General features: G+C 62.2%; 31 protein-coding genes. 1 reads left to right on the top strand and 30 read right to left on the bottom strand.

Annotation, left to right across the window (positions count from 1 at the left end; genetic code table 11):
- The 5 genes from VGH41_RS09965 to VGH41_RS09985 form a co-directional block, all read right to left on the bottom strand.
- A partial coding sequence (locus VGH41_RS09965) for a glutathione S-transferase N-terminal domain-containing protein (protein ID WP_331597235.1) occupies nt 1-432 on the bottom strand: 432 nt, incomplete at its 3' end.
- Nucleotides 433-526: 94 nt separating this feature from the next.
- On the bottom strand, nt 527-1,291 hold the full coding sequence (locus VGH41_RS09970; RefSeq protein WP_331597236.1) for a cytochrome c1: 765 nt from the start codon (nt 1,289-1,291) through the stop codon (nt 527-529).
- A gap of 23 nt (nt 1,292-1,314) precedes the next feature.
- Complete coding sequence (locus VGH41_RS09975) at nt 1,315-2,694, bottom strand: cytochrome bc complex cytochrome b subunit (RefSeq protein ID WP_331597237.1); 1,380 nt, start codon at nt 2,692-2,694, stop codon at nt 1,315-1,317.
- Nucleotides 2,695-3,315 (bottom strand): ubiquinol-cytochrome c reductase iron-sulfur subunit, encoded by a 621-nt coding sequence (gene petA, locus VGH41_RS09980; protein ID WP_331597264.1) that lies wholly within the window; start codon nt 3,313-3,315, stop codon nt 2,695-2,697.
- Between the two features lie 207 nt (nt 3,316-3,522).
- The gene (locus tag VGH41_RS09985; RefSeq protein ID WP_331597238.1) at nt 3,523-4,269 is read right to left on the bottom strand and encodes a Nif3-like dinuclear metal center hexameric protein; all 747 of its coding nucleotides are present in this window, start codon (nt 4,267-4,269) and stop codon (nt 3,523-3,525) included.
- A gap of 19 nt (nt 4,270-4,288) precedes the next feature.
- Here VGH41_RS09985 and VGH41_RS09990 point away from each other — a divergent pair, with 19 nt between their 5' ends.
- The gene (locus tag VGH41_RS09990) at nt 4,289-5,512 is read left to right on the top strand and encodes a Do family serine endopeptidase (protein ID WP_331597239.1); all 1,224 of its coding nucleotides are present in this window, start codon (nt 4,289-4,291) and stop codon (nt 5,510-5,512) included.
- 213 nt (nt 5,513-5,725) lie between these two features.
- On the opposite strand, the gene tatC is transcribed toward VGH41_RS09990, so the two are convergent.
- The 25 genes from tatC to VGH41_RS10115 all read right to left on the bottom strand — a co-directional run.
- A complete protein-coding gene (gene tatC, locus VGH41_RS09995; RefSeq protein ID WP_331597240.1) occupies nt 5,726-6,514 on the bottom strand; it encodes a twin-arginine translocase subunit TatC in 789 nt (262 codons plus the stop codon).
- A 34-nt stretch (nt 6,515-6,548) separates the two neighbouring features.
- Complete coding sequence (gene tatB / locus VGH41_RS10000; RefSeq protein WP_331597241.1) at nt 6,549-7,103, bottom strand: Sec-independent protein translocase protein TatB; 555 nt, start codon at nt 7,101-7,103, stop codon at nt 6,549-6,551.
- Between the two features lie 38 nt (nt 7,104-7,141).
- A complete protein-coding gene (gene tatA / locus VGH41_RS10005; RefSeq protein WP_331597242.1) occupies nt 7,142-7,381 on the bottom strand; it encodes a Sec-independent protein translocase subunit TatA in 240 nt (79 codons plus the stop codon).
- 271 nt (nt 7,382-7,652) lie between these two features.
- Entirely contained in the window at nt 7,653-8,018 is a 366-nt protein-coding gene (locus tag VGH41_RS10010) for a histidine triad nucleotide-binding protein (RefSeq protein ID WP_331597243.1), read from the bottom strand.
- Between the two features lie 55 nt (nt 8,019-8,073).
- Complete coding sequence (locus tag VGH41_RS10015) at nt 8,074-8,469, bottom strand: DUF4870 family protein (protein ID WP_331597244.1); 396 nt, start codon at nt 8,467-8,469, stop codon at nt 8,074-8,076.
- 125 nt (nt 8,470-8,594) lie between these two features.
- Entirely contained in the window at nt 8,595-8,960 is a 366-nt protein-coding gene (locus tag VGH41_RS10020; RefSeq protein WP_331597265.1) for a phosphoribosyl-ATP diphosphatase, read from the bottom strand.
- A gap of 5 nt (nt 8,961-8,965) precedes the next feature.
- Entirely contained in the window at nt 8,966-9,376 is a 411-nt protein-coding gene (gene hisI, locus VGH41_RS10025) for a phosphoribosyl-AMP cyclohydrolase (protein WP_331597245.1), read from the bottom strand.
- Between the two features lies 1 nt (nt 9,377).
- Nucleotides 9,378-10,151: an imidazole glycerol phosphate synthase subunit HisF gene (gene hisF, locus VGH41_RS10030; RefSeq protein ID WP_331597246.1), complete on the bottom strand. Its 774-nt coding sequence runs from the start codon at nt 10,149-10,151 to the stop codon at nt 9,378-9,380.
- 170 nt (nt 10,152-10,321) lie between these two features.
- On the bottom strand, nt 10,322-11,074 hold the full coding sequence (gene hisA / locus VGH41_RS10035; protein ID WP_331597247.1) for a 1-(5-phosphoribosyl)-5-[(5-phosphoribosylamino)methylideneamino]imidazole-4-carboxamide isomerase: 753 nt from the start codon (nt 11,072-11,074) through the stop codon (nt 10,322-10,324).
- Between the two features lie 215 nt (nt 11,075-11,289).
- Nucleotides 11,290-11,931, bottom strand: coding sequence for an imidazole glycerol phosphate synthase subunit HisH (gene hisH, locus VGH41_RS10040; protein ID WP_331597248.1), 642 nt, complete (start codon nt 11,929-11,931; stop codon nt 11,290-11,292).
- Entirely contained in the window at nt 11,928-12,548 is a 621-nt protein-coding gene (locus tag VGH41_RS10045) for a YchE family NAAT transporter (protein WP_331597249.1), read from the bottom strand. The genes hisH and VGH41_RS10045 overlap by 4 nt, the downstream gene beginning before the upstream one ends.
- 56 nt (nt 12,549-12,604) lie before the next feature.
- Nucleotides 12,605-13,192 carry an imidazoleglycerol-phosphate dehydratase HisB gene (hisB, locus tag VGH41_RS10050; protein ID WP_117338061.1) on the bottom strand — a complete coding sequence of 196 codons (588 nt, stop codon included), beginning with the start codon at nt 13,190-13,192 and terminating at the stop codon, nt 12,605-12,607.
- Nucleotides 13,193-13,289: 97 nt separating this feature from the next.
- Nucleotides 13,290-14,360: a histidinol-phosphate transaminase gene (gene hisC, locus VGH41_RS10055; protein ID WP_331597250.1), complete on the bottom strand. Its 1,071-nt coding sequence runs from the start codon at nt 14,358-14,360 to the stop codon at nt 13,290-13,292.
- A 162-nt stretch (nt 14,361-14,522) separates the two neighbouring features.
- Nucleotides 14,523-15,845: a histidinol dehydrogenase gene (gene hisD, locus VGH41_RS10060; protein WP_331597251.1), complete on the bottom strand. Its 1,323-nt coding sequence runs from the start codon at nt 15,843-15,845 to the stop codon at nt 14,523-14,525.
- Between the two features lie 79 nt (nt 15,846-15,924).
- A complete protein-coding gene (gene hisG / locus VGH41_RS10065; protein WP_331597252.1) occupies nt 15,925-16,623 on the bottom strand; it encodes an ATP phosphoribosyltransferase in 699 nt (232 codons plus the stop codon).
- The gene (gene murA / locus VGH41_RS10070) at nt 16,620-17,882 is read right to left on the bottom strand and encodes a UDP-N-acetylglucosamine 1-carboxyvinyltransferase (RefSeq protein ID WP_331597253.1); all 1,263 of its coding nucleotides are present in this window, start codon (nt 17,880-17,882) and stop codon (nt 16,620-16,622) included. Before murA ends, hisG begins: the two co-directional genes overlap by 4 nt.
- Nucleotides 17,883-17,993: 111 nt before the next feature.
- Nucleotides 17,994-18,233, bottom strand: coding sequence for a BolA family protein (locus tag VGH41_RS10075; RefSeq protein WP_331597254.1), 240 nt, complete (start codon nt 18,231-18,233; stop codon nt 17,994-17,996).
- 15 nt (nt 18,234-18,248) lie between these two features.
- Complete coding sequence (locus VGH41_RS10080) at nt 18,249-19,016, bottom strand: ABC transporter permease (RefSeq protein WP_331597255.1); 768 nt, start codon at nt 19,014-19,016, stop codon at nt 18,249-18,251.
- Nucleotides 19,013-19,945 carry an ABC transporter ATP-binding protein gene (locus VGH41_RS10085; RefSeq protein WP_331597256.1) on the bottom strand — a complete coding sequence of 311 codons (933 nt, stop codon included), beginning with the start codon at nt 19,943-19,945 and terminating at the stop codon, nt 19,013-19,015. Before VGH41_RS10085 ends, VGH41_RS10080 begins: the two co-directional genes overlap by 4 nt.
- Nucleotides 19,946-20,123: 178 nt before the next feature.
- Nucleotides 20,124-20,423, bottom strand: coding sequence for an STAS domain-containing protein (locus VGH41_RS10090; RefSeq protein WP_331597257.1), 300 nt, complete (start codon nt 20,421-20,423; stop codon nt 20,124-20,126).
- A complete protein-coding gene (locus VGH41_RS10095; protein ID WP_331597258.1) occupies nt 20,420-21,049 on the bottom strand; it encodes an ABC transporter substrate-binding protein in 630 nt (209 codons plus the stop codon). The genes VGH41_RS10090 and VGH41_RS10095 overlap by 4 nt, the downstream gene beginning before the upstream one ends.
- A gap of 114 nt (nt 21,050-21,163) precedes the next feature.
- Nucleotides 21,164-22,153 carry a VacJ family lipoprotein gene (locus VGH41_RS10100; RefSeq protein WP_331597259.1) on the bottom strand — a complete coding sequence of 330 codons (990 nt, stop codon included), beginning with the start codon at nt 22,151-22,153 and terminating at the stop codon, nt 21,164-21,166.
- Between the two features lie 11 nt (nt 22,154-22,164).
- Nucleotides 22,165-22,704: an outer membrane lipid asymmetry maintenance protein MlaD gene (gene mlaD / locus VGH41_RS10105; RefSeq protein ID WP_331597260.1), complete on the bottom strand. Its 540-nt coding sequence runs from the start codon at nt 22,702-22,704 to the stop codon at nt 22,165-22,167.
- A gap of 93 nt (nt 22,705-22,797) precedes the next feature.
- The gene (gene mlaE, locus VGH41_RS10110; RefSeq protein ID WP_331597261.1) at nt 22,798-23,565 is read right to left on the bottom strand and encodes a lipid asymmetry maintenance ABC transporter permease subunit MlaE; all 768 of its coding nucleotides are present in this window, start codon (nt 23,563-23,565) and stop codon (nt 22,798-22,800) included.
- The coding region (locus VGH41_RS10115; RefSeq protein WP_331597262.1) for an ABC transporter ATP-binding protein at nt 23,562-24,348 on the bottom strand (787 nt) is incomplete at its 5' end. The genes VGH41_RS10115 and mlaE, both read right to left, overlap by 4 nt.

Genomic DNA, 24,348 nt, shown 5'->3' on the forward strand with positions numbered 1-24,348 from the left:
CATGTACTTGTTCTTCAGGAAAATCGGCGCGAGCTGCGTCAGGCGATCGCGGATCGCGAGACGAGCCTTTTCGTGATTCTTCTCGGCCGCCTTGCCCTTCTCGTTTTCGAGCGTGCCGACGTGCACGAACAGTTCCTTCTCGAAATTGAGCAGGAACAGGCGCGCGCGGGCGCGTTGCACCGGGTCGGCCGGCATCAGCTGCGGATGCGGGAAGCGTTCGTCGATGTACTCGTTGATGATGTTCGATTCGTACAGAATCAGGTCCCGTTCGACGAGGATCGGCACCTGACCATACGGATTCATCACAGCGATGTCTTCCGGTTTGTTAAACAGGTCGACGTCGCGGATCTCGAAGTCCATGCCCTTTTCGAACAGCACCAGCCGGCATCGCTGGGAGAACGGGCAAGTTGTGCCGGAATACAGAACCATCATGTTTACGTTTCCTCAAAAAGCTGAAGGGCCAGCACGCAGAAAAACCGTCCAGCAGGTTTTTCCTTGCGCCGGCCCCACGCCGGTTACGGCGTGATTATTTGATATCTTTCCAGTACGCGGCGTTCAATCGCCAGGCGAAAAAGCTCAGGATCCCGAGGAACAACAGCACCCACACGCCAAGCCGGTGGCGGGTTTGCTGCGTCGGTTCGGACATCCAGGACAGGTACGACACGAGGTCGGCCACATCCGAATCATAATCCACCGGCGACAGCGTCCCAGGCGTGATCTGCTGATAACCGACGAATTTGCGGACTTTTTCCCCGGTCCTTTCGTCGACATCGTCCTCGAACTTCGCCGTACGTTGCCCCTGAAGCTGCCACAAGACGTGAGGCATGCTCACGTTTTCATACACCAGATTGTTCCAGCCGGTTGGCCGCGTATCGTCGCGATAAAAGCTGCGCAAATACGTGTACAACCAGTCGCGATTGCGCGCCCGCGCTTCCACCGACAAATCCGGCGGCGTTGCACCGAAGAACGCCTTCGCGTCATCCGGCTTCATGGCCACCGTCATGGTGTTGCCGATTTTATCGGTGGTGAAAAGCAGGTTTGCCTGAATTTCCTGCGGCGTAATGCCCAAACTGGTCAATCCGCTATAGCGCATCAGGTTCGCGCTATGGCAATTCAGGCAGTAGTTTACAAACAATTTGGCGCCGTGCTGCAAAGAAGCAAAATTGTCCGCGTTATCGGGCGCGCGGTCGAGCGGGAATTCGTCCGCGTGCGCCGGCGCGGCAACCAGTGCGAACGCCAGGGTGAGCGTGGCGGCGCCAAGCACCGCCAGCCTCGAAAGCAGTTTTTTCATCTTCGTGTCTCCAAGGCCAGCGATTAGTGAGGCTTGAACCGCACCCGTTCGGGCGGCTGCTTGAACTTGCCAAGCGGCGTCCAGAACGGCATGCCAAGGAAGAACGCGAAATAAACCAGCGCACAGATCTGCGCAATCAGGGTGGCGGCCGGCGACGGCGGCTTGGTTCCGAGGAACGCCAGCGTCAGGAAAGCCAGCACGAAAATGCCGTAAAACACCTTATGGAAGAACGGCCGGTAGCGGATCGACTTGACCGGCGAGCGGTCCAGCCACGGCAGGAAGAACAGCGAGACTACCGCGCTGCCCATCACCACCACGCCCCAGAACTTCGATTCGGTGAAGAACATGGCCAGGATCACCAGCACCGCCAGCACCGGCAACCCCGCCTGCCACTTGCCGCGGGCCCGGATCACCGCCAGCACGCCCAGCAACGCAATCACGACCATCAGCACGATCTTGAACGGATCGGTGGTGGCGCGCAGCATCGCATAGAACGCCGTGAAGTACCACACCGGCGCGATCTCAGGCGGCGTCTGCAGCGGGTTGGCCGGGACGAAGTTGTTCGACTCGAGGAAGTAGCCGCCCATCTCCGGCGCGAAGAAAATGATCGCCGCGAAGATCAGCAGGAACACCGTCACGCCCATGAAATCGTGCACCGAGTAGTACGGATGGAACGGGATGCCGTCGAGCGGAATACCGTTCGCGTCCTTCTTCGCCTTGATCTCCACGCCGTCCGGGTTGTTCGAGCCCACTTCGTGCAGCGCCACCAGGTGGGCGACCACCAGGCCGATCAGCACCAGCGGAATCGCGATCACGTGAAACGCGAAGAAGCGGTTCAGCGTGACGTCCGAGACGACGTAGTCGCCGCGAATCCACAACGACAGATCCGGCCCGATAAACGGAATCGCCGAGAACAGGTTCACGATCACCTGCGCGCCCCAGAACGACATCTGGCCCCACGGCAGCAGGTAGCCGAAGAAGGCTTCGGCCATCAGGCACAGGAAGATCGCGCAGCCGAAGATCCACACCAGTTCGCGCGGCTTGCGGTACGAACCATATAGCAGCCCGCGGAACATGTGCAGGTAGACAACCACGAAAAACATCGACGCGCCGGTCGAGTGCATGTAACGGATCAGCCAGCCCCACGGCACCTCGCGCATGATGTACTCGACCGAAGCGAACGCGAGCGTCGCATCGGGCTTGTAGTTCATGGTGAGGAAAATGCCGGTGACGATCTGATTGACCAGCACCAGCAGCGCCAGCGACCCGAAGAAGTACCAGAAGTTGAAGTTCTTGGGCGCGTAATACTCGGAGACGTGCTTCTTCCACGTCGCCGTCATCGGAAAGCGGCGGTCGATCCAGCCGGCCAGCCCGGTTGTCTCCACTTCGTGTTCGATCGCCATTTACGCTTCTCCTTTCTCGTCCTTGCCGATCACGAGCTGGGTAGCCGACGTGAACATGTAAGGCGGGATATCCAGGTTCTGCGGCGCAGGTTTGTTCTTGAAGACGCGGCCGGCCATGTCGTAGGTCGAACCGTGGCACGGGCACAGAAAGCCTCCGGGCCAGTTGTCGGGAAGATTGGGCTGCGCGCCCTCCTGGAAGCGTGGCGTCGGCGTGCAACCCAGATGGGTGCACACGGCAACGGCGACGAAAAGGTTCTTGTGATCCGGCCGCGAGCGGAATTCGTTGTTGCAGTACTCCGGCAGCGGCATCGAGAAGGGGTTCTTGGTATGGGGATCGGCTACTTCGGTGTCGGCTTTCTGCACGTCGGCGAGCATGCGGTCCGTGCGGTTGATGATCCAGACCGGCTTGCCCCGCCAGGCAACCGTCATCATGTCGCCGGGCTTCAGATTGCTAATATCGGCCTCGACCGGCGCGCCTGCCGCCTTGGCCTTTTCAGATGGTGCAAACGAACTAACAAAGGGTACGACAGTGGCCACACCTCCTATGCCACCTGCTACGGTCGTCGCAATCAGCCAGGTACGGCGGCTACCGTCGACGAGCTCATCTTCTTTGTCTCGCATCACACGCCCCACTTCTGAGTTGGATTTTTCCTTCACGTCGCTTCTACCGACGCTAGTTTGCTCGAATGGAGTCGCCATTTACAAGGCCCGATTACCAAAAAGCGTGCGAAGTCATTGATATCCAAGGGTTTCCCCGGGGCTATCAGAAACTTTTTGGCACTTCGTTTTAAGTGCACCCTGCGTATTTCGCGCCTTTTCGTTCACTAATCAGACGGGGTTGTGAATATCAATGAAGAGATGCTCGATATCAAACGATTCGGATAAATGCGCGCCGAGCGCCTGGACGCCGAAACGCTCCGTGGCGTGGTGGCCGGCGGCGAGGAAAGCGACGCCGCTCTCGGCCGAAGTATGCATGCTGGGTTCCGAGACTTCGCCGGTCAGATAGACGTCGGCGCCGGCGTCGATGGCCGCGTCGAAGTAGCCTTGCGCGGCGCCCGTACACCACGCGACGCGGCGCAGTTCGCGATCCGGGTCGCCGAACACCAGCGGCGTGCGGCCGAGCGTCTCCTCGACCTCGGCGGTGAAATGCGCCAGCGTGACCGGCATGGGGAGCGTGGCCAGCCAGCCAATGTCGTTCTCACCGAAGCGCGACTCGCCGATCCAGCCCATCTTCGCGCCGAGTTGCGCGTTATTGCCGAATTCCGGGTGATCGTCGAGCGGCAGGTGGTAGGCAAACAGGTTCAGGTCATTGGCCAGCAGGGCCTTGAGCCGCGCGTACTTGCGGCCGGTGACCTGCGGCGCTTCATTGCGCCAGAAGTAGCCGTGATGGACCAGCACGGCGTCCGCGCCCCAATCGAGCGCGGCCTCCAGGAACGCCAGCGACGCCGTCACGCCGGTGGCCAGTTTGTTGACCCGGCGGCGCCCTTCGACCTGCAGACCATTGGGGCAGTAGTCCTTGAAGCGCGCGGTTTCAAGAACTTTGTTCAAGTACAATTCAAGTTCGATCCGATCCATATAAACCTCTAATCTTCAGATGCTTAGACGCTTTTGGCTGTTCTTTGCCCAAGCGGTGACCGTGCTGTTGGCGCTGATGTTCATCATTGCGACCCTCAAACCGCAATGGCTGCAGCGGCAAGGGCAATTCGGCAAGCAACTCGCCGAACCGATCGTCGCACTGCGGGAAGTGGCGCCTGGCATCGGTAGCAGCGGCCCCGCACAGGCGTCCTATGCCGACGCCGCGCAGAAGGCTTCGCCTGCGGTCGTCAACGTGTTCTCCAGCAAGGACGGCTCTTTGCCGCCCGACCCTCGCGCCAAAGACCCGCTTTTCCGCTACTTCTTCGGCGACAAGAACAACAACCGCAAGCAACAGGAACAACCCGCGGCCAATCTCGGCTCAGGCGTTATCGTGAGTTCGGAAGGTTACATTCTAACGAACCAGCACGTGGTCGACGGTGCGGATCAGATCGAAATCGCCCTCGCGGACGGCCGCACGACCACTGCCAAGGTCATCGGCGTCGATCCTGAGACCGATCTGGCCGTGCTCAAGGTGAACCTGACCAACCTGCCCACCATTACGCTCGGCCGCATGGAGCAGACGCGGGTGGGCGACGTCGTGCTGGCCATCGGCAATCCGTTCGGCGTCGGCCAGACGGTGACCATGGGCATCGTCAGCGCGCTCGGGCGCAATCACCTCGGCATCAATACTTTCGAAAACTTCATCCAGACCGATGCGGCCATCAATCCGGGCAATTCGGGCGGCGCGCTGGTGGACGTCAACGGCAACCTGCTCGGCATCAATACGGCCATTTACTCGCGCTCGGGCGGCTCGCTGGGGATCGGCTTTGCGATTCCCGTGTCGACGGCGCGCAGCGTGCTGGAGAGCATCATCACCACCGGTTCGGTGACGCGCGGCTGGATTGGCGTCGAACCGCAAGACGTGACGCCGGAGATCGCGGAGTCGTTCGGTCTCGAGCAGAAGTCGGGGGCAATCGTGGCCGGTGTGCTGAAGAACGGTCCCGCCGACCGCGCCGGCATCAAGCCGGGAGACATTCTGGTGAGCGTCAACGGTCAGGACATCACCGATACGACGCGCCTCCTGAACCTGATTGCGCAGATCAAACCCGGGACCGACGCGAAGATTCACCTCGTGCGCAAAAATCGCGAGATGGACCTGAACGTGATGATCGGCAAGCGCCCGCCGCCACCGAAACAGCCGGCTGACGACAACAGCGAAGATCAGGGCGACGACGGCGGTTAAGCGACGCTTGCGGAGTGCGGCACACCAGCCCGCCTCAGCAAACTAAAAAGGGCAGTCCATGACGGACTGCCCTTTTTGCATGCCAGGCATTGATTGGTGAGGTGTCGGGATTGAGTTGTCAGCTGTCGGTTGTCAGCTGTCGGTTGTCAGTTATCAGCCGTCAGTTGGCGGATTCCGACCAGGCAAAGTGCCCCGGCCGCCCTCACGACACGCTTAGCTCGACGCCTCTTCCTTGTCTTCCGCCTCTTCCAGTTCCGGCTGCTTACCGACGATCAGCCGCGCCGCGATAATCCCCGCCTCGTACAAGACGATGAGCGGAACCGCGAGAATCAGCTGAGAAAACACGTCCGGCGGCGTCACGACGGCGGAAACGATAAACGCGCCGACGATCACATAAGGACGGATCTGCCGCAGCTTCTTCACCGACAGGATGCCCATGCGGACCAGCAACACGACGACGATCGGTACCTCGAAGGTCACCCCGAACGCGATGAACATGGTCATCACGAAACTGAGGTAATTGTCGATGTCGGTGTTCATCGCCGCGCCGAGCGGCGCGTTGTAGTGCGCCATCACGCGGAAGATGGTGGGGAAGACGACGAAGTACGCGAACGCCATGCCGCACAGAAACAGTATGTAGCTGCTGCCTACCAGCGGCACCACCAGCTTCTTCTCATGCTGATAGAGGCCTGGCGCGATGAACGCCCAGATCTGGTACAGCACGACGGGCAACGCGATCACGAACGCCACCAGCATGGTCACTTTCATGGGCACGAAGAACGAGCCGGTGACGTCGGTGACGATCAGCTTGCCGTCGCTCGGCAGATTCTGCATCAGGGGCCGCGCGAGCAGCCGGAAGATGTCCGGGGCCCAGTACACAAGGCCGAGAAACACCACGACGACGGCGATGCCGGCGCGAATGATGCGGTCGCGCAATTCGACGAGATGCGAAATGAAGGTCTCTTCAGTGCCTTCGCTCTGGGTTTGCTGGGGGTCGCTCACACCGGCCCTCGGTAGGAGATTATCGCTAGGGTCATCAGAAGAAACGGGTCGGCCTGCGCAAAGTGGCCGGCGTGTGGCGCGCTACGCGCGCCGCGCCTGACTGCACGCGCGTGCGGCGCGTGGTGGCGTGTTTGTACCACGTCGGCATGGCGGTTTGCTTGACGCGCCAGTTCTTGCGCCTGGGTGCCGCTGCGGCAGGCGTGCTGGGCCAGGAGGTGGTGCTGGACGTGGACGAACCGGACATGGACGACCCGCTGGCATCTTCCAGCGCCGCGCCGCCGGCAATGCTTGGACTCACCGACGAGCCCGAATTCCACGCGTCGTTCAGCTCGCTCTCGTGCTTGCGCAGATTGTCGTGGATCGTGCTCTCGACGTTACTCGCCGCCGATTCGAACTCGGTCTTCATGCGACGCAATTCGTCGAGTTCGATTTCACGCGTGACTTCGGCTTTCACGTCGTTGATATAACGCTGCGCGCGGCCAAACAGCGCCCCCGCCGTACGGGCGACGCGCGGCAAGCGCTCCGGCCCGAGCACGACCAGCGCGACGACGCCGATCAGCGCCATCTTGGTGAGACCGAGGTCCAGCATGGATGGTGGTTTCCGTCAGTGCGCGGTTGGACCGCGGCTTAGCGGTAATCGCCTGAGCGCGGCGTCTTTTCTTTTGCGTCGACATCAACCGTGTCGGTGCGCGGCAGCTCGCGTTGTTGCGCGTCGCTTGCAGGCGTCTCCGCCTCTTTCATGCCTTCCTTGAAGCCCTTCACTGCACCGCCCAGATCGCCGCCGATGTTGCGCAGCTTCTTTGTGCCGAACACCAGTGCAACGATCAGCAAAACGATCAGCCAGTGCCAAATACTCAACGAACCCATGACTACTCTCCTTAACCCCGCCGTCGCGTTGTGACGCGGCGAAAATCTGCGCCTTTACGGCCCGAATCGAGACGCGTACGTCTCATCTATAGGTTGCCGCCGCTGCTTTGGATCCGGCCAGCGGCCCTGCGCATTATTGTGTTCAGATCATCACGACGACGGCATTACATTGCAGCGAAAACCGCCCTCGCCCAACCGCCCGCCATGATGCGCAACCAAAAACCTTCCGCTGAACCCGACTACGTGCTGCGTGTTCACGGCTTGCCGGCGCTCAGCCCATCCGCTGCCACGGCCGCGGTCCCGCCAGAATATGCGCATGCAGGTGATACACCTCCTGCCCACCGCCCGGCCCGGTGTTGATCACCGTGCGAAAGCCGGTCTCGCCACCGGTGTAAGCCACGCCGAGCTGGTCGGCAAGGCGCGCCGCCAATACCAGCATTCTACCAAGCAGCGGCGCATCGCTTTCGGTGCAGTTGGACAGTGTTGCAATGTGCTTGCGCGGAATCACCAGCACATGGGTTTCGGCCGCCGGACGGATGTCACGAAACGCGACGAACTCGTCGTCTTCATGGACTTTGGTCGACGGAATCTCGCCCGCGGCGATTTTGCAGAAAAGGCAGTTTGAATCGTGGCTCATGGTATTCCTGAAGCGGTAATCCTGATGCGCAAGCAAGCGAGGTGGCCATGAAGCGTCAGAACCACGCCCGCGGATCCGAAAGCGGCTTGTTATCGTACAGATACAGCCAGCCCTTGATGATACGGTACAACATCCAGATACCGACAGCCCACAGGATCGGAATCCCGATCACGACGAAAAACAGCAGGCCGCCAATCAGATAACCGAGCATGCACCACCAGAAGGTGCGGATCTGCCACTGGAAATGCGCCTCGTATGGCGTGCCCACCACATCCGGCCGCTTCACATAGTTGATGATGATGGCGATCAGCACCGAGATCCCGCCCGTCAGCCAGTAGACCGCATACAGCGCGTACAGGACATGCGTCAAAGTCCGCATGCTGCGTTCCCGGTCGGATTCGAGCGCATTGCGGTAAGACGGCGGCGGGTATCCGCCTTGCGACTGTTCCATGCTTCCTCCTGGTGAAACGGGTGAGGCTGCGGGTTGGGCCAGCTGAACGCGCCGCATGACGCTGCGGCACGCCGGCCGCGCAGCCGGCGCGGCCTACCTGAAGCACCGTTGCTGCAACGCCCTGCTCAGTCGCCGTTCTGTTCGCGCTCGCGGCTCTTGCGCAGCGCTTTTTCTTCGATGCCCGAAGTACCCTCGCGGCGTTCGAGTTCGGCGAGCACGTCGGCCGGCCCCAGCTCGAAGTGCGACAGCATCACGAGGCAATGGAACCACAGGTCGGCCACTTCGCCGACCAGGGCGGATGGTGCGCCGCCCTGACGCACATCTTTGGCGGCAAGCACCACTTCCGTCGCTTCCTCGCCGATTTTCTTGAGGATGGCGTCGTCGCCCTTGTGGAACAGGCGTGAAACGTAGGAAACGTCGGGGTCGCCGCCCTTGCGGCCGTCGATGATCGCGGCGAGGCGCAGCAGCGTGTCGTTGGTCAATTGGGAGATTTGTGTCATTTGTAGATGTGTTCGGGGTCTTTCAGCACCGGATCTACGGCGACCCAGTCGCCGTCGTCGACCGTACCTTCGAATTTCTGGAAAAAACAGGAGTGGCGCCCGGTGTGGCACGCAATGCCCGAGACCTGCTCGACCTTCAGCAGCACAACGTCCTCGTCGCAATCGAGCCGGATTTCATGCACATGCTGCACGTGACCGGACTCCTCGCCCTTGAACCACAGACGCTGACGCGAGCGCGAGAAATACACCGCACGGCCGGTTTCGACCGTCTTGGCGAGCGCCTCGCGGTTCATCCACGCGAACATCAGTACGTCGTTACTCGAGGCTTCCTGCGCGATCACCGGCACGAGGCCGTTCGCGTCCCATTTCACCTTGTCGAGCCAGTCCACTGCTGTTGGGTTCACCACGTCACAACCTCACCGAAATGCCTTGTCCGGCCATGAAGCGCTTGGCTTCGCCGACCGTATGTTCACCATAGTGGAAAATGCTGGCGGCCAGCACGGCGTCCGCGTGGCCGTCCTTGATGCCGTCCGCCAGATGCTGCAGCGAGCCGACCCCGCCCGAGGCGATCACCGGAACCGGCACCGCGTCCGACACCGCGCGCGTAAGCGCCAGGTCGAAGCCGCTCCTGGTACCGTCGCGATCCATGCTGGTCAGCAGGATTTCACCCGCGCCCAGTTCGGCCATCTTGCGCGCCCACTCCACCGCCTCCAGCCCGGTCGCCTTGCGCCCGCCATGCGTGAAGACTTCCCAGCGCGGCGGCTCGCCGTCTGCTGAAACGCGTTTGGCGTCGATCGCCACCACGATGCACTGCGAACCGTACTTGTCCGTCGCGTCGCGCACCAGCTGCGGATTGGCGACCGCCGACGAGTTCATGCTGATCTTGTCCGCGCCGGCATTCAGCAGGCGCCGTACGTCTTCGACCGCGCGCACGCCGCCGCCGACCGTCAGAGGAATGAACACCTGCGAGGCAACCGCTTCGATGATCGGCAGGATCAGGTCGCGCTGATCGGAAGTGGCGGTGATGTCGAGGAAGGTGAGTTCGTCGGCACCCTGATCGTCGTAGCGGCGGGCAATTTCGACCGGGTCGCCCGCATCGCGCAGTTCGACGAAGTTGACGCCCTTGACCACGCGTCCAGCCGTGACGTCGAGACAGGGAATGATGCGTTTAGCTAGAGCCATGATCTTGCAATTTCTTGCCAATACCGCTGATGAGGCCGCTCATGAGCGAGCGGCACAAGGGCCGGCGCGCGTTGCCGTGCCGGACCGGGCTGCGCCTGAAAGCCGGCGCGCCCTGCGTCGCACTACTCGCGGACTGCCCAGTACATGCACAGGCGCGATGCCGCGCGCCTTCAGGCGTCGTCCGATTCGCGCAGTTTGTCTGCGTGCGTCTGCGCCGCGGCGAAATCCAGATCGCCTGAATAGATCGCGCGGCCGCAGATCACGCCTTCAATGCCTTCGACTTCGACTTCGCACAGCGCTTCGATGTCGGCCATATTTGACAGGCCGCCGCTTGCGATCACCGGAATCTTTACCGCGCGTGCAAGGCGCACCGTGGCGTCGATATTGATGCCCTGCAGCATGCCGTCACGGCCGATGTCCGTATAAATGATCGACTCGCAGCCGTAGTCCTCGAACTTGCGCGCGAGGTCGGCGACTTCGTGGCCGGTCAGCTTGCTCCAGCCGTCGGTCGCCACCTTGCCGTCTTTCGCGTCCAGACCGACGATGATGTGGCCGCCAAACGCCGTGCACGCGTCCTGTAGGAAGCCGGGATTTTTCACCGCCGCCGTGCCGATGATCACGTACGACAGACCGTCGTCCAGATAGCGTTCGATGGTGTTCAGGTCGCGAATCCCACCGCCCAGCTGGACGGGAATCTCACCGCCGACTTCCTCGATGATGGCGCGGATGGCGTCTTCATTCTTCGGCTTACCGGCGAATGCTCCATTCAGGTCGACGAGATGCAGGCGCCGGGCGCCGCGGTCGACCCAATGTCGGGCCATTGCCGCCGGTTCCTCGGAGAAAATCGTCGCCTGGTCCATGTCGCCCTGTTTGAGGCGTACACACTGACCATCTTTCAGGTCGATGGCGGGAATCAGCAGCATAGCAATCGGGTGTAGTCAGGGAAGAAGGTTTAAGGTCGAAAAGCCCCGGCCGGCGGATTAGCCTGCGCGGGCGCTGTCTCGCTAGTTTAGTACAACTCTTTCAGCACCCCGGCCGGCGCCAGCTCGCGGCACGTGCGCCAATACGCATAGCGCCGCGCTTGCCGCGCAATGGGGTACGCGGCACACGGCAGAACGGGACGGCAGAAGAATGGCGCTCACGGGTTCCAGTGCACGAAGTTGCGATACACGCGCAGGCCGGCATCGGCGCTCTTTTCCGGGTGGAATTGGGTCGCAAAAATGTTATCCCGCGCCACGGCCGAGGTAAAGGGCACACCGTACACGGTTTCGCCGGACGTGTGCGACACGTTGTCCGGCACCACGTAGTAACTATGGACGAAGTAGAAAAAGCTGCCGTCGGCAACGCCTTCCCATAGCGGGTGCGGCTGCGCCTGGCGGACCCGGTTCCAGCCCATTTGCGGCACCTTGAAGCGCGAGCCGTCGTCCTGCAGCTGGCCTGCCAGGTCGAAACGCACCACCTTGCCGGGCAACAGGCCAAGGCCGCGCGTGTCGCCCTCGGCGCTCCAGTCGAACAGCATCTGCTCGCCCACGCACACGCCCATCAGCGGCTTGCTGCGCGACGCTTCGAGCACCGCGTCCTGCAGGCCGGATTCGCCCAGGCTGCGCATGCAGTCAGGCATCGCGCCCTGGCCGGGCAGCACGACCCGGTCGGCCGCGCGAATCGCTTCCGGCTGGTCGACGATCGCCACATCCGCTTCCGGCGCCGCTTTCCTCAAGGCCTGGGCGACCGACCGCAGGTTGCCCATTCCGTAATCCACAATCGCAATCGAAGTTTTCATTTCAAGTTAGGCAGTAACGCCTTCAGACCGTCGACGATGAATTCCACCGCCAGCGCCGACAACATCAAACCCATGAGCCGCGTGCCGATATTGATACCCGTGCGACCCACCCAACGGGCAATCGGTTCGGCCAGACGCAGCGAAAAAAAGCAGATCGCCGCCAGCACCGCGCCAATCACGATCAGACTAACGCGGTCGTACCAATGTGGCGAGTCGGCCGAATAGATAATCACCGTGCTGATTGCACCTGGCCCCGTCAGCAGGGGGATCGCGAGCGGCACCACGGCGACGTTGTCCTTGTGCTCGGCCTCGTCACGCTCTTCCGGCGTCGAACGGCTGTTGCCGATCTGGGCGTTCAGCATATTGATCGCCATCAGCAGCATGATGATGCCGCCGCCCACCTGCAGCGAGCCGACCGAAATGCCGAAGAAGCTGATGATCTGCTGGCCGAGCAGCGTCGTCACCGTAATCACGCAGAACACCGAGATCGCTGCGATTCGAATCGTCCTGCGCCGTTCGCCGTCCGACTGCTGGGCCGTGAGGCTCAGGAAGAACGGAATGGCGCCGACCGGATTGATCAGCGCCAGCAGCGAAATAAACGACTTGAGGATATCCATCGCAAGCCGGGCGCACGCAGGGCGCGCACCCGGTCCGGTTCGTCCTGCCAGGCTGCTTACAGACTACCCTTGGTCGACGGAATCTGCCCCGCCGCGCGTTCGTCCAGCTCGACAGCCATGCGCAAAGCACGCCCGAACGCCTTGAACACGGTTTCCATCTGATGATGGGCATTCAGGCCGCGCAGATTGTCGATGTGGAGCGTCACGCCGGCGTGATTCACGAAGCCGCGGAAAAATTCGATGGAGAGATCGACGTCGAACGTACCGATGCGCGCACGCGTGAAGGGCACATGGAATTCGAGGCCCGGGCGACCGGAAAAATCGATCACGACGCGCGACAGCGCCTCGTCGAGCGGCACATAAGAATGTCCGTAGCGACGAATGCCCTTCTTGTCGCCCACCGCCTTCGCGACCGCCTGGCCCAGCGTGATGCCGACGTCTTCGACCGTATGGTGGTCGTCGATATGCGTGTCGCCATGCGCCTCGATGTCGAGATCGATCAAACCATGCCGCGCGATCTGGTCGAGCATGTGGTCGAGGAACGGCACGCCGGTGGCGAGCTTTTGCTTGCCGGTGCCGTCCAGATTGATCTTGATACGGATCTGCGTTTCGCTAGTGTCGCGAACGACTTCCGCCTGGCGCATGGTAATTCCTCGAATCGAACTATGAAAAATGGGGAGTTGGGGGGAACGCCGAATGCGTCGCGGCCGCCATGCGGAACGCGGCGCGACGGCACGCCGTTCAATGCAGCACGAGTTTCAGTGCCGCCAGCAATTGCGCGTTTTCTTCAGGGGAACCGACCGTCAGACGCACGCAATTCGCCAGCAATGGATGCATTTTACTCACGTTTTTGATCAGAACCCGTGCCGTCAGCAGGGTCTCGAACATGACGGAGGCGTCAGGCACACGCACCAGCAGGAAGTTGCCGGCGCTCGGGAACACTTGCGCGCCCGGCAACTGGCCCACCGCCTGCGCCAGTTTCGTGCGCTCTTCGCGCAGTTGCGCGGCCTGGGCGTCCAGCACGTCGAGATGATCGAGCAGGAAGTCGGCCGTAGCCTGCGTCAGCACATTGATGTTGTATGGCGGGCGCACCTTGTCGAACTCGGTCAGCCACGCTGCGCGTCCCACCAGGTAGCCGAGCCGAATGCCCGCAAGACCCAGCTTCGACACCGTACGCATCACCACCACGTTGTCGAACGCGTCGGCGCGCGGCAGCCAGCTCTTCTGCGCGAACGGCTGATACGCCTCGTCGATCACCACGAGGCTCTTGTCCGCGGCGGCGATGATGCGCTCCATGTCCGCGTCGTCGTAGAGCGTGCCGGTCGGGTTGTTCGGATACGCCAGATAAACGATGGCCGGCTGATGTTCGGCGATCGCCGCGAGCATCGCCTCGGTGTCCAGGCTGAAATCCGCCTGCAGCGGCACGCCCACGAATTCCAGATGCGCGAGCCGCGCGGATACCTGATACATGACGAAGCCCGGCACGGCCGCGAGCACTTTCGCGCCGGGCTTGGCGCACGCCATCGACACCATGCTGATGATTTCATCCGAGCCGTTGCCGAGCAGCACTTCGCAGTTTGCGGGCACGTTCATCGCCCGCTTGAGCTTCGCGAGCAACGCTTCGGGCCGCGGCGCCGGATAGCGGTTCAGCGCAATCCCTGCGAGGCGTTCGCCGAGCTGCGCCGCGAGCGGCGCCGGCAGAGCAAACGGGTTTTCCATGGCGTCGAGCTTCACGAAGCCCGTGGCGTCCGGAACCGGATAGCTCGTCATCGCGAGCACGTCGCGGCGAATGATGTCTTGTGGTGTCGTCATGGATCAGCGGACCGGGCCACACAGGGCGCCGGCCATGCAAGGGCGGTGCGAGAGCCGCCCTGGTTGGTCAATAGTCTGATTGTGTGCCGGCAGAATTGCGTTTGCGCCGGGTTCGCGTCGAGTCTGCGTTCTGCGCTCGTTTTCGCACCTGCCGGCCGCGGCTCAGCCGGTCTGTTTCATGCGGTATTCGGCGCTGCGTGCGTGGGCCGGCAGACCTTCGCCGTACGCCAGTTCCGCGGCAATTTCACCCAGCGTCTGCGCACCTTCCGCGCTGACTTCGATCACGCTCGACCGTTTGAAGAAATCATAGACGCCGAGCGGCGACGAAAACCGTGCGGTACGAGACGTAGGCAGCACGTGATTGGGCCCGGCGCAGTAGTCGCCGAGGCTTTCGCTGGTGTAGCGGCCAAGGAAGATCGCGCCGGCATGACGGATCAGCTTGCCCCATTGATGCGGCTCCAGCGCGGAGATTTCGAGGTGTTCCGGCGCGATGTCGTTGGCGATCGCGCAGGCTTCGGTCATGTCACGCACCTTGATCAGCGCGCCGCGCCCTTCGAGCGAGGCGCGGATCACGTCCTGGCGCGGCATGGTGGGCAGCAGCTCGTTGATGGCCTCGTGGACGCGGCCAATGAAGGCGGCGTCCGGGCACAGCAGGATGGATTGAGCGAGTTCGTCGTGCTCGGCCTGCGAGAACAGGTCCATGGCAACCCAGCGCGGATCCGTGGTGCCGTCGCACAGCACGAGAATTTCCGACGGACCCGCAATCATGTCGATGCCGACCGTGCCGAACACGCGGCGCTTCGCCGACGCGACATACGCGTTGCCCGGACCGCAGATCTTGTCGACGGCCGGCACGCTTGCGGTACCGTAAGCGAGCGCGCCGACTGCCTGCGCACCGCCAATCGTGAACACGCGGTCCACGCCGCCCAGCAGCGCAGCGGCAAGGACTAGCGGATTTTTCACGCCGTCGGGCGTCGGCACCACCATGACGATTTCGCGCACGCCGGCAACGCGCGCCGGAATCGAGTTCATCAACACCGAGGATGGATAGGCCGCCTTGCCGCCCGGTACATAGATGCCGGCGCGGTCGAGCGGCGTCACCTTCTGGCCCAGCACGGTGCCGTCGGCTTCCGTGTACTGCCAGCTATGACTGCCGCATTCGATCTTCTGCTTCTCGTGATACCCGCGCACCCGCGCGGCGGCGGCTTCGAGGGCCGCGCGGCGGCGCGGATCGAGGCCTTCGAGCGCGGCTTCGAGCTCCGTCATCGGCAGCTCGAGTGCGGCCACGTTCGGTGCCTGCAGACGATCGAAGCGGTTGGTGTACTCAAGCACCGCTTCGTCGCCGCGCGCTTTCACGTCGGCCAGGATCTGCGCGACCGAGCGTTCGATCGCCTCGTCTTCGCTCGCCTCGAACGCGAGCACCGCGTGCAGCGCCTGATGGAAGTCAGGAGCGCTGGAGTCGAGTTTGCGAATCTTGATAGACATGCTGGTATCCGTTTCGGTAAGGCGCGCTTTAAGCACGATCACGCACAGTGGCGCACTGTCTGGCCGCCGTCGGCCGCGCTCAGGCCGCTGCGCTGCCGCGTTTCGAGGCGCGTTCGAACGCGTCGAGGAACGGCCGCAGCGCCGCGCGCTTGAGCTTGAGCGCAGCCTGGTTCACAACGAGGCGCGACGAGATCTGCATGATCTCCTCCACCTCGACAAGATTGTTTGCACGCAACGTGCCGCCGGAACTCACCAGGTCGACGATCGCGTCGGCGAGGCCCACCAGCGGCGCGAGCTCCATCGACCCGTACAGCTTGATGAGGTCGACGTGCACACCCTTCGCAGCGAAATGCTCGCGTGCGGTTTCCACATATTTGGTTGCGACACGCAGTCGCGCACCCTGGCGCACCGCGCTCGCGTAATCAAAACCCGCCGCCACGGCAACCGACATGCGGCAGCGCGCAATGTCGAGATCCACCGGCTGATACAGGCCACTGCCGCCATGTTCCAGCAGCACGTCCTTGCCCGCCACGCCGAAGTCGGCGGCGCCGTATTCGACGTAGGTGGGGACGTCGGTCGCGCGCACGATGATCACGCGCAGGTTGGCGTCGGTGGTCGGCAGGATCAGCTTGCGCGACGTTTCCGGATCTTCCGCCACTTGCACACCGGCCGCGGCAAGCAGCGGCAGGGTCTCTTCGAAGATACGCCCTTTTGACAGCGCGAGCGTAAGCGGCGCACGCGCAGCCGGCGAGGCCGAGGTTTGCGGCACCGAACTCATGCCTGGCTCCCAGCAATGCGGCGCACTTTCGCGCCGACGGCCGTGAGCTTCGATTCCATGCGATCGTAGCCACGGTCGAGGTGATAGATACGGTCGATCAGCGTTTCGCCGTCCGCGCACAGACCGGCGATCACGAGGCTGGCGGAGGCGCGCAGATCCGTGGCCATCACCTTGGCGCCGGACAGCTGGTGCACACCCGTCACGAGCGCAGTGTTGCCGTCAATGGTGATGTTCGCACCCAGACGGTTCAGTTCCTGCACGTGCATGAAGCGGTTTTCGAAAATCGTCTCGACGACTTGCGAAGTACCGTCCGCAATCGTATTAAGCGCCATGAACTGGGCCTGCATGTCGGTCGGAAACGCCGGGTATTCCGAAGTGCGCACGTTCACCGCGTGAGGACGCTTGTCCATCCGCACACGCATCCAGTCGTCGCCTTCCTCGATCGTCACGCCCGCTTCGCGCAGCTTTTCCGTCACGGCTTCGAGGATCAACGGACGCACGTGGCGCAACACCACGTCGCCGCCGGCAGCGGCGACCGCGCACAGGAACGTGCCGGCTTCGATGCGATCCGGAATCACCGTATGCTTCGCGCCGTGCAACTTGTCGACGCCCTGAATCACAAGCCGGTCCGTGCCGATGCCTTCGATCTGCGCACCCATCTGCACGAGCAGATGCGCGAGGTCGCCCACTTCCGGCTCACGCGCGGCGTTCTCGATCACGGTCTCGCCGTCGGCCAGCACCGCGGCCATCAGCAGGTTTTCGGTGCCCGTGACGGTGATCATGTCGGTCACGATGCGCGCGCCCTTCAGACGCTTCGCGCGCGCTTCGATAAAGCCATGCTCGATGGTGATTTCAGCGCCCATCGCCTGCAGGCCCTTGATGTGCTGATCCACCGGCCGTGCACCGATCGCGCAGCCGCCCGGCAGCGACACCTTCGCCTCGCCGAAGCGCGCGAGCAGCGGGCCGAGCACGAGAATCGACGCGCGCATCGTCTTCACCAGTTCATACGGTGCGACGAGGTTGTCGACACGCGACGCGTCAAGCGACACGCGGCATTCGGAGGATTCGGTACGCACGCCCATCTGGTTGAGCAGCTTGAGCGTGGTGCGGACGTCCTGCAGGTCAGGCACGTTCTCGAGATGAACCGGTTGCGCGCTCAACAGACCGGCGCAGAGGATCGGCAAGGCGGCGTTCTTCGCCCCTGACACGACGATCTCACCGGCCAGCCGCTGGCCGCCTTCAATGACGAGTTTGTCCATACCTGTCGTTTCCTGATCGATCCGGCTCGCTGCCGGGGCTGCATGACTTGCTGTGGCGGCGCCGCTACCGGCTTCGCGCTTATCTTGTGTAATTCGCACTAACTTTCCAGATTACGCGTTTTGCCATTCGGCAGGCGTCAGCGTCTTCATGCTGAGCGCGTGGATTTCCTGTTTCATGCGGTCGCCGAGCGCCGCATAAACGAGTTGATGACGCTGGATCAGACGCTTGCCTTCGAAGCTCGGAGACACGATGGTCGCAAAGAAATGCTGACCGTCGCCTTCGACTTCGAGATGCTGGCAGGCAAGCCCAGCTTCGATGTATTGCTTGACCAGTTCGGGAGTCGGCAACATGAAAAACGCTCCTAATCAGTGGCGCAGTTTGTAGCCGGAAGCGAGCATGCGCATCGCCACCACGGCCAGCACCACGAAGAAACCAAAGACAATCGCAAGGCTCAGGAGCGGGTCGATATCCGACATCCCGAAGAAACCGGCGCGAAAGCCGTCGATCATGTAGAAAAAAGGATTGAGGCGCGACACTTCGCGCCACACGGGCGGCAATGTGTGCGTCGAATAGAACACGCCCGACAGGAACGTGAGCGGCATGATCAGGAAGTTCTGGAACGCAGCGAGCTGGTCGAACTTCTCGGCCCAGATGCCTGCAATCAGACCCAGCGTGCCCAGAATGGCCGCCCCCAGCACCGCAAACGCGATGATGATAAGCGGCTGATTGAAGCTCACCGGCACAAACCAGATCGTCACAATGAACACCCCGAAGCCGACCGCAAGACCGCGCACCACTGAAGCGAGCACGTACGCGAAGTACATCTCATAGTGGGACAGCGGCGGCAGTAGCACGAACACCAGGTTGCCGGTGATTTTCGACTGGATTAGCGACGACGAACTGTTGGCGAACGCGTTCTGCAACACGCTCATCATCACGAGGCCCGGAATCAGGAAGCTGGTGTATTCCACGCCCGGGTAGACCTGCACATGACCGCGCAGCGCGTGGCCGAAAATGGTCAGATACAGCAGCGCGGTGATCACCGGAGCCAGAACGGTCTGGAACGCGACTTTCCAGAAGCGCAGGATTTCTTTGTAAAACAGCGTGCCGAATCCACTACTGTAGCCGCTCATGCAAGCCCCTCGATCACTTCCGGACCGTTCATCACCTGAACAAACACATCTTCGAGGTCGGCCTTGCGGACCTCGATCTCTTCGAACGTACAACCCGCGGCGCGGCATTGCGCCAGAATCGTCTCGACTTCGTCGTAGCTCGACAAGCGCAGCAGATGATGCCGGCCATTGCCGTTGCTCGTGCCGGCTTCCACTTCCAGCAGCCGCAATTCAGCGGGTAAAACGCCTTGCGAAAACCGCAGGAACAGTTGCATGCCGGCGAAGCGTTGCAGCAGCGCGCTGGTGCGCTCGAGCGCAACCACTTCGCCGCGCCGCAACATGGCGATGCGGTCGCACAGCGATTCGGCTTCTTCCAGATAGTGCGTGGTCAGCACGATCGTGTGCCCCTCGCGATTCAGACGCGAGATGAATTTCCACAAGGTCTGACGCAATTCGACGTCGACCCCGGCGGTCGGCTCGTCGAGCACGATGACCGGCGGACGGTGCACCAGCGCCTGCGCGACCAGCACGCGGCGCTTCATGCCGCCCGACAAGGCTCGCATATTGGCGTCGGCCTTTTCGGTGAGGTCGAGATTGGCCATCACTTCGTCGATCCACGCGTCGTTGTTGCGCAGACCGTAGTAGCCGGACTGAATACGCAAGGTCTCGCGCACCGTGAAGAACGGATCGAAAACGAGTTCTTGCGGAACCACGCCCAGTGCGCGGCGTGCGTCGCGGAAATCCGTCACGACGTCATGACCGCGTACCGCGATGCTGCCTTCGTCGGCGCGCGCGAGACCGGCCAGTATGCTGATGAGCGTCGTTTTGCCCGCGCCGTTCGGACCGAGCAGTCCGAAAAACTCGCCTTCTTCCACCGTAAGGCTGACGCCCTTGAGCGCCTGGAGATCTTTGTAGCGCTTCTTGACGTTACGAATTTCTATGGCTGGCATGACTGTGCGCCGCTTTGGATCACGGCGCCTGAAAGGGGCAAAATGCTGGAGGGAATGAAATTGGGGCGCGCTTTTGACCCAAACTGAGCCCCAAAAAACGTTTGATTATAGGGCAAAGTTGGAAGCCCCGACTTGCGCGGGGGGATTCGGACAGGACGTCCGGGACCTCAGAGGAGCGTCAATGTCGACAGAGGAGGCTGTCGACGCCGTAGGCTTGTGCAAGGCTCGCGAGACCAGCCGGCAGGTTGACGACCTCGAGCGCGACGCCGCGCGCGTGCGCGGCGCGTTGCCATGCGATCAATACAGCGAGCGCCGACGAATCGAACTGCGCGAGCGGCGCGCAGTCGACTTCGGTCGCGCCCGCCGCGATCCGCAGCAGACCCGACTCAAGCGCGGCCTTCGCACTTGCGTGGGTCAGCGTCGTGCCGGTTGCGAAGCGGTTCGCAACCGGGGCTTCGGCGTTTACCGCTGTGCTCACGACTGCTTACCCGCAGCAAGCTGCTGATTGCGCTGCGTCAGGAACTGGATCAGCCCGTCGATGCCATGTTGCTGGATCTGTTCGTTGAACTGCTGCTGGTAGGCCTGGATCAACCATGCGCCGAGCACGTTGATGTCGTACACGCGCCAGCCTTGCGGCGTCTTGTACAGGCGGTAGTCCAGTTCGATCGGCGAGCCGTTGTTCATCACGACCGAACGCACCACCGTGTCGGTGTCGTCCGGATTCATGCGGAACGGCTTGTACTGGATCTCCTGATTGCGAACCTGCGCGAGCGCGCCCGAATACGTGCGGATCAGCAGCATCTTGAACTGCTCGACCACGGCGTTTTGCTGTTCAGGCGTGGCACTGCGCCAGTTGCGGCCCATGGCCAGCTGCGTCGTGCGACGGAAGTCCGTGTACGGCAGGATCTTCTCGTTCACGAGCTTGGTGATCTCGTTGATGTCGCCCTGCTGGATCGACTTGTCGGAACGGATCGTGTCCACCACCTGCTGGGTGACAGTTTTGACCAGGACGTCGGGCACGCTGCTGTCGACGGTTTGCGCATAGGCACCGCTGGCAAACGAAAACAATGCTGCAAAAACCGGAATCAGGAACAATTTTTTCATATCGAGCCTTGCTGAAAGAATAGTGCAAACCTTGGAGCCGACATTAGCACGCGAGTTCACTGGCAATCCACGTGCAAACTGCGAGAGTCGTATCGAGGTGTTACGGTCGCACCATCAATGCAACTTGAACGTCGGAAAGTTCAGACGCGGCGGTACGACCTGGTCGGCAGGCACCTGCGTCGTCTCCGGTCCACCATTGAGATCGAGCGGCGGCGTCTCTTCGGCACCTGAAGCGGGCGCGGCAGCCGACGCCGCTTGCGGCGCCGCCGCGCCGGTCTGCGGCGGTGTCGCTGCTGCAGCGGCGCCCGAAGCCGGCTTCGCTGCTGCGCCGCCAGCACCTGCGGCCGCGCCGCCGTCGACATCTTCGTATTTCGGCAGCGAGGCGTTGTCGCCGTAGTCCGGCAACGGCGAGCTCTTGCCCCTCCCATCCGACAGCAGATAATTACGGCGCTGCAAATAGGCGTTACGCACGAACGAGTACTTGTCGAGCGCCGCGCCTTCCAGCACGTCGCCCGCGTTCAGCAGGTTGGCGCGCGTGTTGATCAGGTTCACGCCGTACAGCGCCCAGCTCAGGCCGTCCGGATGAATGTACGACAGCGGATTGACATAGTAGGCGCCGATCGAACCGACCGCGTCGCGCACCGTGCTCGGCCCGAAGAGCGGCAGCACCAGATACGGACCCGACGGTACGCCGTAGTGACCCAGCGTCAGGCCGAGGTCGTTGTCGTGCTTGGGCAGGTTTGCGAGCGTCGCCACGTCGAACAGGCCGCCTACACCGAACACGGTGTTGATGACGATCCGCATGATGTCTTCGACGCCATCGGTAATCTTCAACTGCAGCAGGTTGTTGGCCGCAATGTAGACGTCGCCGATGTTCGAGAAGAAGTTGGTCACGCTGTCGCGCACCGGCTGCGGCGTGATCCAGACGTAGCCCTTCGCCACCGGCTTCAGGGCGTACTGGTCGACCTTGTCGTTGAAAGTAAACACGGTGCGGTTCAAGCCCTCGAGCGGATCGCCCTTGGTCGGTGTCTGCACCGTCGTACAACCGGCCAGCATCGTCGCGGCCAGTGCCAGCGCCGCGATACGGACGCGCATGGTCTGCATTCTTGTTCTCCTTATTGACCCGCCGCGCCTGAGGCGGGCAGTGCCGGTGCCGCCGGCGCGGGGGGTGCTGCAGACGCGCCGGCTTTCGATGCGCCTGAATCCGCCGCCTTGCTATACAGGAATTGTCCGATCAGGTTTTCGAGCACGATGGCCGACTGCGTCATCGAGATCGTGTCGCCGGCCTTCAGCATCTCGCTGTCGCCGCCCGGCTCGAGGCCGATGTACTGTTCGCCGAGCAGGCCCGAGGTCAGGATCTTCGCCGACGTGTCCTTGGGAAACGGATACTGCTTGTCCAGGTCGATGGTCACGAGAGCCTGATACGAATTGGTATCGAAGCCGATCGAGTCGACCCGGCCCACCGTCACGCCCGCGCTCTTCACCGGCGCGCGCGCCTTCAGTCCGCCGATATTGTCGAACTTGAGTTTGACCGGGTAGGTTGCCTGAAACGACAACGAGCTCATGTTGCCGGCTTTCAGCGCGAGGAACAGCAGCGCTATGAAACCCAGCACCACGAACAGGCCGACCCAGAAGTCGAGAGCAGTCTTTTTCATCGTCATCCCAAAGAGAATCCGTTGCGCAGACAACGCCTCCTGCACGACGCGGGGAGGTAGACACCCGCGGCGGGAAACGTGTCGCGCAGTTTTTTAGCCGAACATCAATGCGGTCAGCAGGAAATCGAGACCGAGTACAGCGAGCGACCCATACACGACCGTTTTGGTCGTCGCACGAGATACACCTTCCGGTGTCGGCTTGGCTTCATAACCCTGAAAGAGTGCGATGAACGTCACCGCAAAACCGAACACAATACTCTTGATCACCCCGTTGCCGACGTCAGCCCACACGTCCACGCCGCCTTGCATCTGCGACCAGAACGAGCCGGCATCCACGCCGATCATCAGCACTCCCACCACATAGCCGCCGCCAATCCCCACCGCGCTGAAAATGGCGGCCAGAATCGGCATGGAGATGATGCCTGCCCATAGACGCGGCGCGACCACGACCTTGATCGGATCCACCGCCATCATTTCCATTGCGGTCAGTTGCTCGCCCGCTTTCATCAAACCGATTTCGGCCGTCAGCGACGTCCCCGCGCGGCCCGCGAACAGCAGTGCGGTGACGACCGGCCCGAGTTCGCGCACGAGCGACAGCGCCACCAGCAGTCCGAGCGCCTGTTCCGAACCATAGCGGTTGAGCGTGTTGTAGCCCTGCAGACCGAGCACGAAGCCGACGAACAGCCCCGAGACCGCGATGATCACCAGCGAATAATTACCTACGAAGTGGATCTGCTTCGTGACAAGATGCGGCCGGCGCAACAGCGGGAAGAATTCGAGCACGAGGCGAAAGAACAGCCGCGTGGCATAGCCGGCGGTTTCGAGGCCGCCAATCACCGAACGCCCGATCGTACTGATCATGCCTGTCCCCCGCCGATGCCGAAGTCTGCCGCAAGCGGCGTTTTGCTGGGATAGTGAAATTTGAACGGACCGTCCGGCGCACCGTCGATGAACTGGCGCACGGTCGGATCCGTCGACGCGCGCAATTGCTGCGGCGTGCCTTCGGCGTGCACGCCGCCATTGGCGAGGAAGTACACGTAGTCAGCGATCGCAAAGGATTCCGGCACGTCGTGCGTCACCAGAATGGAGGTGGCGCCGAGCGCCTGATTCAGCGCCCGGATCAGGTTCGCCGTGATGCCGAGCGAAATGGGATCCAGTCCGGCAAACGGCTCGTCGTACATCATCAGCTCAGGGTCTAGCGCGATGGCCCGCGCCAGTGCCACTCGCCGCGCCATGCCGCCGGAGATCTCCGACGGTGCCAGGTCGCGCGCGCCGCGCAGACCGACCGCATTGAGCTTCATCAGCACGAGGTCGCGAATCAGTTCTTCGGGAAGGTCAGTGTGCTCGCGCAGTGTGAACGCCACGTTTTCGAACACCGACATATCGGTAAACAGCGCGCCGAACTGGAACAGCATGCCCATCTTGCGGCGCAAGGCGTACAGGCCGTCGCGCGTCTGCTCGCCGATGTCCTGCCCCTGGAACAGGATCTGGCCGCGCTGGGCACGTACAAGGCCGCCGATCAGACGCAGCACGGTGGTCTTGCCGCACCCCGAGCCGCCCATGACCGCCACCACCTGACCGCGCTGGAAGCGCAGGTTCAGGTTCGACAGGACGAGCCGGTCGCCATAACCGAAGTCGACGTCG

It is taken from the genome of Paraburkholderia sp. (assembly GCF_036488795.1).
Taxonomy (GTDB): Bacteria; Pseudomonadota; Gammaproteobacteria; order Burkholderiales; family Burkholderiaceae; genus Paraburkholderia.